The sequence below is a fragment of the Pedobacter segetis genome, assembly GCF_016623585.1.
Lineage (GTDB): Bacteria > Bacteroidota > Bacteroidia > Sphingobacteriales > Sphingobacteriaceae > Pseudopedobacter > Pseudopedobacter segetis.
Window position 1 is genome coordinate 136634 of sequence record NZ_JAEHFY010000012.1, and the last position, 9583, is coordinate 146216.

Annotated in this window: 7 protein-coding genes; 4 read left to right on the forward strand and 3 right to left on the reverse strand. The window is 34.6% G+C overall.

All coding sequences use genetic code 11. From position 1 onward, the window contains the following. Positions 1 to 28: 28 nt before the first annotated feature. From I5M32_RS10025 to I5M32_RS10040, 4 genes are all read left to right on the forward strand, one after another. A complete protein-coding gene (locus I5M32_RS10025) occupies positions 29 to 421 on the forward strand; it encodes a response regulator (protein WP_200586098.1) in 393 nt (130 codons plus the stop codon). Next, a complete protein-coding gene (locus I5M32_RS10030; RefSeq protein WP_200586099.1) occupies positions 422 to 1273 on the forward strand; it encodes an N-acetylglucosamine kinase in 852 nt (283 codons plus the stop codon). A gap of 102 nt (positions 1274 to 1375) precedes the next feature. Further along, positions 1376 to 5140, forward strand: a complete 3765-nt coding sequence (locus I5M32_RS10035) for a S8 family serine peptidase (protein WP_200586100.1) — start codon at positions 1376 to 1378, stop codon at positions 5138 to 5140. A gap of 339 nt (positions 5141 to 5479) precedes the next feature. After that, positions 5480 to 5782: a DUF2892 domain-containing protein gene (locus I5M32_RS10040; protein ID WP_200586101.1), complete on the forward strand. Its 303-nt coding sequence runs from the start codon at positions 5480 to 5482 to the stop codon at positions 5780 to 5782. Positions 5783 to 5939: 157 nt separating this feature from the next. On the opposite strand, the gene I5M32_RS10045 is transcribed toward I5M32_RS10040, so the two are convergent. The 3 genes from I5M32_RS10045 to I5M32_RS10055 form a co-directional block, all read right to left on the reverse strand. Then, on the reverse strand, positions 5940 to 7208 hold the full coding sequence (locus I5M32_RS10045; RefSeq protein ID WP_200586102.1) for a T9SS type A sorting domain-containing protein: 1269 nt from the start codon (positions 7206 to 7208) through the stop codon (positions 5940 to 5942). A 141-nt stretch (positions 7209 to 7349) separates the two neighbouring features. Continuing rightward, positions 7350 to 8855 carry a T9SS type A sorting domain-containing protein gene (locus tag I5M32_RS10050; RefSeq protein WP_200586103.1) on the reverse strand — a complete coding sequence of 502 codons (1506 nt, stop codon included), beginning with the start codon at positions 8853 to 8855 and terminating at the stop codon, positions 7350 to 7352. 113 nt (positions 8856 to 8968) lie between these two features. After that, on the reverse strand, positions 8969 to 9430 hold the full coding sequence (locus I5M32_RS10055) for a DUF4293 domain-containing protein (protein ID WP_200586104.1): 462 nt from the start codon (positions 9428 to 9430) through the stop codon (positions 8969 to 8971). Positions 9431 to 9583: the final 153 nt, after the last annotated feature.

A 9583-nucleotide genomic window follows, 5' to 3' on the forward strand; every position in this document is an offset into this window, starting at 1 on the left:
TATATTTGCTAAAGAATAGAGAATCAGGATGAAATCATTCAAATATAAAAAGGCACTCTTAATTGATGATAATTTTATTGATAACATGATCAATGAAAAAATTCTGATAGCTAATGATTTTGCTGAGGAAATTATAATCAAATTATCATGCGCATCTGCAATGTCTTACCTTCAAACACTAGAAAAAGAAAATGCAGCGTTACCAGAAGTAATATTTTTGGATATTAGGATGCCCATTAAAACAGGCTTCGATTTTTTGGTAGAATTTCAAGACCTTCAATCTTTTAATAAAGAAGAGATAAAAATAGTAATGCTATCTTCTTCATTAGATCCAAATGATCATAAAAAAGTGATTGAATTTAATAACGTTACAGATTTTTTGGGCAAACCTTTAACCAGCGATCTTATTAAGGCAATCTAAATGTTACTTGTTGCAGATGGCGGTTCCTCTAAAACCGATTGGATTTTACTAAACCAAGATCAATCTATAGAAAGATTTCATACAGGCGGGCTAAACCCTTTTTTTACCACAGAAAAAGAGATAATCAAAAGCTTGCAACACTTTCAGCCTTTTAAGCCCATTGCAGAAAAAATTACAGAACTTTATTTTTTTGGTGCCGGTTGCAGTAGCCCAGATAGGCGAGAACTAGTTTCTAATGCACTTACCGGTATTTTCAAAAATGCTTTTGTAAGCGTAGAAAGCGATACATTGGGCTCTGCAATTGCCACTTGTAAAGATAAACCGGGTTTTAGTTGCGTTTTAGGCACAGAATCAAACATCTCTTTTTTTGATGGGAAAGAAGTATTTCCCAGTAAACTTGGTTTAGGTTATATTTTAGGAGAAGAGGGTTCTGGTACCTATTTTGGTAAAATTCTGTTGACAGATTTTTTATACGGAAACGCACCAGAAGAGATTTTGCGGTCTTTTGATGAAACTTATCGCATAAATAAAGATATGGTTATCAAAAATCTATATCAAAAACCATTTCCAAATTATTTTATAGCATCGTTTGCACAATTTATGGGCAAGCACCTTGATCATCCTTACGTCCAAGAATTATTGCTCAAAGGCTTTGATGATTTTATTACTACCCACATCAGATCATACCCTAACTACAAAGAATACTATGCACATTTTGTAGGTTCCATTTCATTTTATTTTAAAGATTATTTAAAGCTAGCTTGTACAAAACATCAAGTTAATATAGGCACCATAATAGAGAAACCTATTGAAGAGCTTTTTACATGGATAAAAAAAAGAGAGGGTTTTTAGTTTTTATTGCAGTTTTTTAGGTAAAATTCCTCACTTTTAACTTTTACTAAAAAACTTAATCCCGTATATTTTAGTATATTGATAAATATTTAGATTAAAAATATGATTAGAAAAAGTCTATTTCTTCCCTTTTTTTTACTTTGCTTTTCATTCTCTTTTGCCCAAGAATCTGGCAATTTACTTAGTGATGTTCAAATAAATAAACTTCAAAGATTATCATCCCAATTTAAAGAAACTTCAGATGAGAACAGGAGTAGAGCTTTTGCCTTGGCTGCCAAAAACAATTGGGTAACATTAAGGGTACAAAAAGATGGGACTATTATTTCTTTGCAGGGTATAGATGCATTAGGCCTCCCGTTGTATCTTAAAACAGAAAACAACACTGTTGCAGCGGGAACCACAAGAACAAATAGTTTTTATTCTGGAGGTAGTTTAGGTTTAAATCTAAACGGATCTAGTGATAATTTAATCGGTAAGATTGGAATTTGGGACGGAGGGACTATTTTAACATCTCACCAAGAATTCCAAGATGCGAGCGGTACGAGTAGAATAATTTTAAAAGATACACCAAGTAGTGGAAGCCAACACGCTACCCACGTTGCCGGAACAATGATAGCCGCTGGTATAAACCCGATTGCCAGAGGAATGGCATGGGGTTTAAAAAAGCTGTACGCTTGGGATTTTAATAGTGACATACCCGAAATGACAACTGCGGCATCACAAAGCATGATTATATCAAACCATTCTTATGGTTTTATTGCAGGATGGAACTATAACTCAAGTACCAACCCCCCAAGATGGGAATGGTATGGATCCCCAAATGCAACAGAAGATTATAAATTTGGTTTTTATGATGATAGTGCAAGAGACTGGGATAAAATATGTTATAACGCACCATATTATCTTCCAATAAAATCTGCCGGCAATAATAGGAGTGAAAATGGCCCAAGCATTGGTACGGATTATTATGGTTTTGATAGCAGTGGAGCATTAGTAATCAAAGGGCCAAGACCGTCGGGCATCAGTAATAATGATGGCTATGATATCATTTCTACAACTGGCACCGCAAAAAATATTTTATCTATTGGCGCAGTTTATGGCCTTCCTTTTGGCGCTGGCTCAACTTCTGATATTAAAATCTCACCTTTTAGTAGTTGGGGGCCTACAGATGATGGTAGGATTAAGCCAGATATAGTAGCAGACGGCGTTGAGCTGACTTCTACCAGTAATGAAAACAATATGGCTTATGCCACGCTTTCAGGCACCTCCATGTCATCCCCAAATACCTCTGGCTCTTTAACGCTGTTGCAAGAATATTATTCAAAATTAAATAATGGGTCTTTTATGCGTTCTGCAACCTTAAAAAGTTTGGTAATTAACACTACTGATGAGGCTGGTGCCTCACCTGGCCCTGATTATATTTATGGTTGGGGGCTTTTAAACGTAGAAAGGGCTGCTAACCTAATCAAATTGAATGGTACTAAAAGCCTTATTTCTGAAAGAACCTTATCACAAGGCGAAGTTTATAACCTGCAGGTAACTACATCTGGTTATGGCCCTTTTAAAGTAACCATTTGTTGGACAGACCCAGAAGGTATCCCAAATGCAACAGGGACTTTAAACAATAGAACGCCGAAACTGGTAAATGATCTTGATTTGAGGATTATTAAAGGAGCAAATACATTTTTGCCTTGGAAACTAGATCCAAATAATCCTTCAAATGCTGCGGTCATGGCAGATAATATCATAGATAATGTTGAACAGATAGCAGTTTCAAACGCTTTACCGGGCCAAGTTTATACCATAAGGGTTTCTCATAAAGGAACTTTAGCAAAAGGTCCACAGGCTTATTCTATTATTGCCTCTGGTGTAGGTGGAAACGTTTATTGTGCATCAGCTGCTTTAAGTACTGTAGATTCTCGTATTGATAAGGTGGTCTTTAACACAATTTCAAATACTTTAAACAATACCTGTAGAGATTATTCGGATTTTAAATCCATCAGTACAGGTTTGGAACAAGGTAAGGCATATCCATTTACAATCAGTTTAGGTAGCTGTGGCACAGCCCAAAATAAATTTGCAAAAGTTTTTATTGATTGGAACGGTAACGGCAATTTTGACGATTCGGGTGAAACTGTGGCTACATCTGGTTTGATTGCTGGCAATGGAGATTTTACTGGAAATATTGCTGTCCCCGCTAACGTTGTACCAGGCAATACCACCGTAATGAGGATAGTTACTAGTGAGGTGAGCAGTGCAGATCAGGTTCTATCTTGTGGAAATTATGCAAAAGGAGAGACCCAAGACTACACCATTAACTTTATTAAACCAACTAATGATGTTGGGGTTATTGCTTTTAACGATTTTCAAGCCAATGTATGTAAGTCTAACGACCTTATTTTTTCTGTTAAGATCAAGAATTTTGGAAGCAATACAGTTACAAATATCCCTATAACTTTAACCTTAACAAATAATAGTACAATTGTTAAAAAAATAACAGAGGTTTATACCGGTAGTTTAGCACCAAACTTTGAGGCAGATTTTAAAGTTAGCGGTGGTTTTATGGTAACCGAGGGATTAACTTATACTTTAGAGGGAAAAACAGAATTAGTTGGAGATGTAATCTCAACCAACAACGCCACAATTAATAACTTTAACGTTATCATCCCAATGGGTATAAAAAACGCATCTATTGCAGAATGTGATAATGCAAAGGGCTTTTATCAATTAAATTCAGAAGCTGACGGTACCGTATTTTGGTACACCAACGCAAATGATACGGTTCCTCTCACCTTTGGAAACGTATTTATCAATACCCTTCCATCAAATAAAACACTTTATGCAGGCGTAAACGATTTTAAATCATATTTTGGAGCCGCTAATAAAAAGATATATGGTGGTGGTAACTATTCTGGTAATTTTGGGCCTAAGCCAATTATTACGGTAAAAGCTCCTATGGTTTTAGATAGTGCTCTATTGTATATAAGCCAATCCGGACAATTGACTTTTACCGTAGAGACAGCTAATGGCGAAGTACTAAATTCTTCTACAATTAATGTGGAGAGAACAAAAACTACTCCTGATGTTATCAATAGCAATACAACAATTGATGATGATTTGAACGACCTAGGCAAGGTTTATAAAATCGGGTTGGTTTTTCCGGCGGCGGGTAAATATTATGTGGGTATTCAGTTTAATGGGGCTACCATTTTTAGGAGTAATGTGGGTGTAAATAATATCCCAATAGATTTAGGTAATGGATTGGTTAATTTAAGCGGTGCTTACTCTGATACCAATGGTATTATTACCAATGCCTATTATTACTTTTATAATATGCTATTTAAGTCTTTGGGATGCACCAACGGTAAAAGAACTGCTATAACTTTGGCAAAACCAACCATAACACAAAACGGAACTTCTTTAGTGGCCAGTTATGGGCTAAAATACAAATGGTATGTAAATGATACAATAGATTCAACAGCACTTACAAATACCTATAACCCCAAAAAATCAGGGGTTTACAGAGTAGAATTAATAAGTCCGTCCGGTTGCGTTACCAGCTCCTCAGATTTCAACTATGTATTATCTGCTATAAAACCTTACGATGCTGCAGAAATTGCATTAAATATTTACCCGATACCCACTAAAGGGATTTTAAATATTTTCTTTGATGTTATAAAAAAAGAAAACATAAGCATTAAAATTATCAACATCATTGGGCAGGAAATGCTTACCAAAAAAATAGATGGTTTCTCGGGTAAGTTTGATCAAGGTTTAGATTTAAGAGGGTTTGATAACGGAACTTACATATTCTCTTTAAAAGTGGGGAACAAAGTTTATAAGCAAAAATTTATTCTGTCCAAATAACAAAAAAAAGCCTTATAATTTGATCCATTAAGCCTAAGATTAACACTTTTGTTGCCATAAAGCATTCCTGAATGAATTCCTTAGGTTATCGATGTTTTTTTTGGACGTTAATTTCGGACTAAATATCTCATATTTTCCATTGCCATAATTTTAACACCCAACCCTTATAAAGCATATAACTATTAAATCTTAAAAAGCTGTAAAACCTTTTCTCTTAGATTTCTATGATGCTCTTAATGAAATATAAATCATTGGGACTTTAAAAATCAATTACCTATCAAAATAAAGAGTTTGTTTTTTTGGGCATTATCCTTGTTATCATTTTAGAAAAAAACTATCATGATAATAGATAAAATAAAAGAAGTAAAAAATACTTTAGAAGAAGCTTTATTGAGCGAAGATATTAATTCAAACCTAAGTAAAACAGAAAGGGTATTGTCTATTGCGGGCGGTACCTACATTACCTTAAAGGGTTTGAGAAACATTTTTTCTAGCCCATTAATTGCAGCAGGCGAACTTTATATTGGATTTGGTTTATTGCAGAGGGGCGTTTCTGGATATTGTAATATTGCAGAAAAATACAATGATGATTTAGAGGGTCCAGAGCCAGTTTTGATTGTGGAGGAACCTATCGGTAAATAGTAAAAGAGGCTGTCTCAAAACCTTAATCTTTCTTAACCTATTTCAAAAACCCGTTGTAACAGGTTTGAAAAAAGAAATGTATTTTCTTGGTAACATAAAAGTATTACCTCAATTCATTTTATGAAACAGCCTCTTAAAATATTTTAAAAATGCGCCCTTATTTAATAAACTTCTGATTGATAACTAAATTACCAGCAGTGTAGCTTACAAAATGAACGCCATTTGGCAAAGACAAAGGTAAGCTGAAGTTGTTATAGCCTTTGCTAACCTCAATATTGTTTTCTAAAATCTTTCTGCCCGAAATATCGAAAACCTGCAACAGGCCTTTTGTTTTATTTGGTGAAGAAAGCGATACCTTGATATTTGTTGCCGCTGCATAAACGCTTAATTGGGCAGAAGATATTTTAGAATCTACAGGAATAATGTTTGAAGTAGAAGTTTTACCATCAAAATCATGTTGAACCAATTGATAATAATTTGTACCGGCAAATGGGTTTTCATCGGTAAAATTATAATCATGAGGATTGGTGGACGTTCCAAACCCTTTTGATGTGCCAATAGTGGTAAAAGATTTACCATCTGCCGATCTTAAAATATCAAAATAATCATTATTTATTTCTGAAGCGGTATGCCAGTTTAGTAAGATACTTTGACTAATGGCTCTACCAGTAAATGCGGAAAGTTGGATGGGTAAAGGAGTTATGGATTCTACACTTATATTGTCTAACGTCAAAGCACCAATACCATCAGTAAAAGCAAATTTTAAATTTTTCAAATCAATAGAAGCACTTTGAGCTGCCCTATCATTTAACTCCTTGGTATTTCCAACAAATAAATCCCAAGTATCGGCCGCAACTGTTTCTGTTCCTACTCCATTTGGCGGTGTATAAGAATAACTTGATGAAGAATTATTAATTACCCATGTTAACGTTTGTGAGCCAGAATATGTCCCCGTTCCATTTACAGAAGCATTAATGTCTCTCACACTAAATTGTCCAGATGTTGTTTCCATATTTATTGAAAACCTTGAATGTACCTTTGCATTTGATTCAGGACTATTAGATCCTGAACTAAAACCTGTTCCTACTTGAAAAACCGCAGCAGAAGTTTGACTTGCAGTATTGCCGGTCAGTTCTACATCCACTTTATAAATAATAATTTGTGGAACAGGAGAAAAATCTGTATTTCTTGTAAAAGAACCATTAGCGTTTGTAACTGTAGATCTACTATATTTTAATTTTGAGCTCACTATTCCAACTGTTGTTGCAGAACTAGCTGTTCCAATTGCATTAAATTGATTTGAATTGGGAGTAGCACTAACTAATGTTGTATAATCAGTTGTCCCATTAAAATCTTGACTGAAAATTTGAGCCTTTAAAGTCAAAATTGATAAAATAAAAATTGTTAATAGTAAGATTTTTTTCATGTGATATATTTAAAGAATGAACAATCAATAAATATAAATATTTTATATCTAAAAAACGGGAAGAGATTAAAATTTAACAATTTCATAATGCAAAAAATCCCCATTAAATTAATAATGAGGATTTTTTTTAAAAAAGCTTAATTATTTTATGAATTTCTTCACAACCGTTTCGTTATCCGTAATATACCTTACAAAATGTATCCCATTTGGAACTGTTAAGGGTAAATTAATGTCGTTATAACCTTTATTTACTGCTATTTGATTTTCGGTTATTCTTCTGCCGCCAATATCATAAACCTGAAGTTTTGCCGTAGTTTGGTTAGGAGATGATATGAATATTTTTAGTTGGCTTCCGCCCGCATAAACATTTAATTGTGAATTGGCCAGTTTAGAGTCGACATAAGTGATGGGAGAATAAGAATACTTCCCATCAAAATCAAACTGAACCAACCTGTAATAATTAACGCCTGCATAAGGATTTTCATCTAAAAAAGAATAGCTTATTGATGAAGTAGAAGTTCCTGCGCCTTGTAGTTTACCGATAGTGCTAAAATTTTTCCCATCAACAGATCTTTCAATATCAAAATAGCTATTATTTAATTCTGCTGCGGTATTCCAATTCAGTTGGATTGCTTGGTTTACCGCCTTCCCACTAAATGCGGTAAGCGTTATTGGTAGTGGTGTTAAGCTGGTTTGAATATCTATTTTAACTGGGCTAGCCTGCAAGTTACCATTCAAATCCTCGGCTATAACATATACATCATAAGGAGTATTAGCTACTAAGCCCATAACATTGCCAGAAGCATTGGTGTTTGCCGTAGGATTATAAAATGAGCCACTCACCGTAGCAATACCGCCCATATCATTTTGGCCATCTCTAACTTGTTGTGCAGTTGGAGCTGTATTACCATCAGGTAAAACAACATAATAAGTATTACCAACTTCATTTATATTAGAAACTATATCAAACTTGGTTTGATCTAAATTTGCAATAGTTGGGTAATTTGCCGCAAATACTGGAGGAGTTGCTTCTAATACGCTTCCACCAATAGTTAAACCATTATCGGCCGTAGTAGCAGTAGCAGAATAAAAGCCCCAACCACCAGTTGAGGTTTGGCCCGTTGCATAATATCTTAATGTTACCGTAGTAGTAGAAGGTAGGTTTTGTAAGGCGGTTACCGAACTGATGGGTTGACCGGGTAAATCTACCTCTCCGCTCGAATTACCAGGAGTAGTAACTGGTGAGCCTATTAAAGTAAAATTTGTACCATCAAAACTGTATGCAAATTGGGATGAAACTCCAGGGCTAATTGTATATCCAGGAGTCCCTTTAAATTTAGCGTTGATACTAGCTAAGGAAAGTTTATAACCTGTATTTGCCTTTAAGGTAATTTGAAAATAGTCTGTATTTGTGGTAGCAATACCATTCATCCCAAATCCTTGGGTTCTAAAAGAGTCTCCACCTGAACTTGCTGGTGCGCCTACACCCCTTGTAATATCACTAACCGTTAAATTAGCATCGGTAGTTGTTGCCGGAGCCGTTGTTGCACTGTTTAAACCATTAACATTGTAAGCAACAATGGTTTGCGATCTTGCACTAAATCCAATTGTTAGACCTAATGCAATTAAAAGTAATGTTTTATTCATGATAAGCGTTTTAATTTTTAAAATTCGATTTCTATTTTAAAGACAAATCCAATATTTATGCCTAAAAAATAAAATGCTTTATTTTTAAAAATTAAAACCGCTGATATGAAGATTTACCTCAATCTATCCGCACTTTTTACCAATTTTTCATCTCTTAAAACGCCTTTTCCTGCTAAAACTAAAAATAAAATGGCTACTGAGGTCAACCCAGCCCCAATATTGTAATTACTTATTTCTAAATTGGTGTTTGCAGCGGTTTTTACCGTTTGCGCAACCCAAAAACTAAATGCAATCATAATTACCACAAAAACATAAATAAGTGTAGCCTGTTGTTTGCGTTTTTTGTATTGAAAAATCAACACTAACGGAATCAAACCCAATAATGCGGTGGCAATGGTTAATAAAGTAAAAGGCTCTGTTTGTACCACTTGGTTACTTACCGTTTCATAAACACCCGTAATTTTTATTTGCTTTGCCCCATCAGAAGTTAGCGTTTGTACAACCGGAAATATAAATAAAGCATAGATAGCCAAGGAAGCTAAAAAAAGGTAAACGGTTTGGATTCTTTGTATCATTTTTTTAATTAGTATTTAAAGTTCATTAGTTGAAATAGTTCATTGGGCATTAATATTTAAAGTTCATTAGGGTTTAAACCGATTACACCTTTACAATCATAACAGAAACCGATTACCGATTACCTGTCCATCGCCCTAAGGAGAACCGATTAC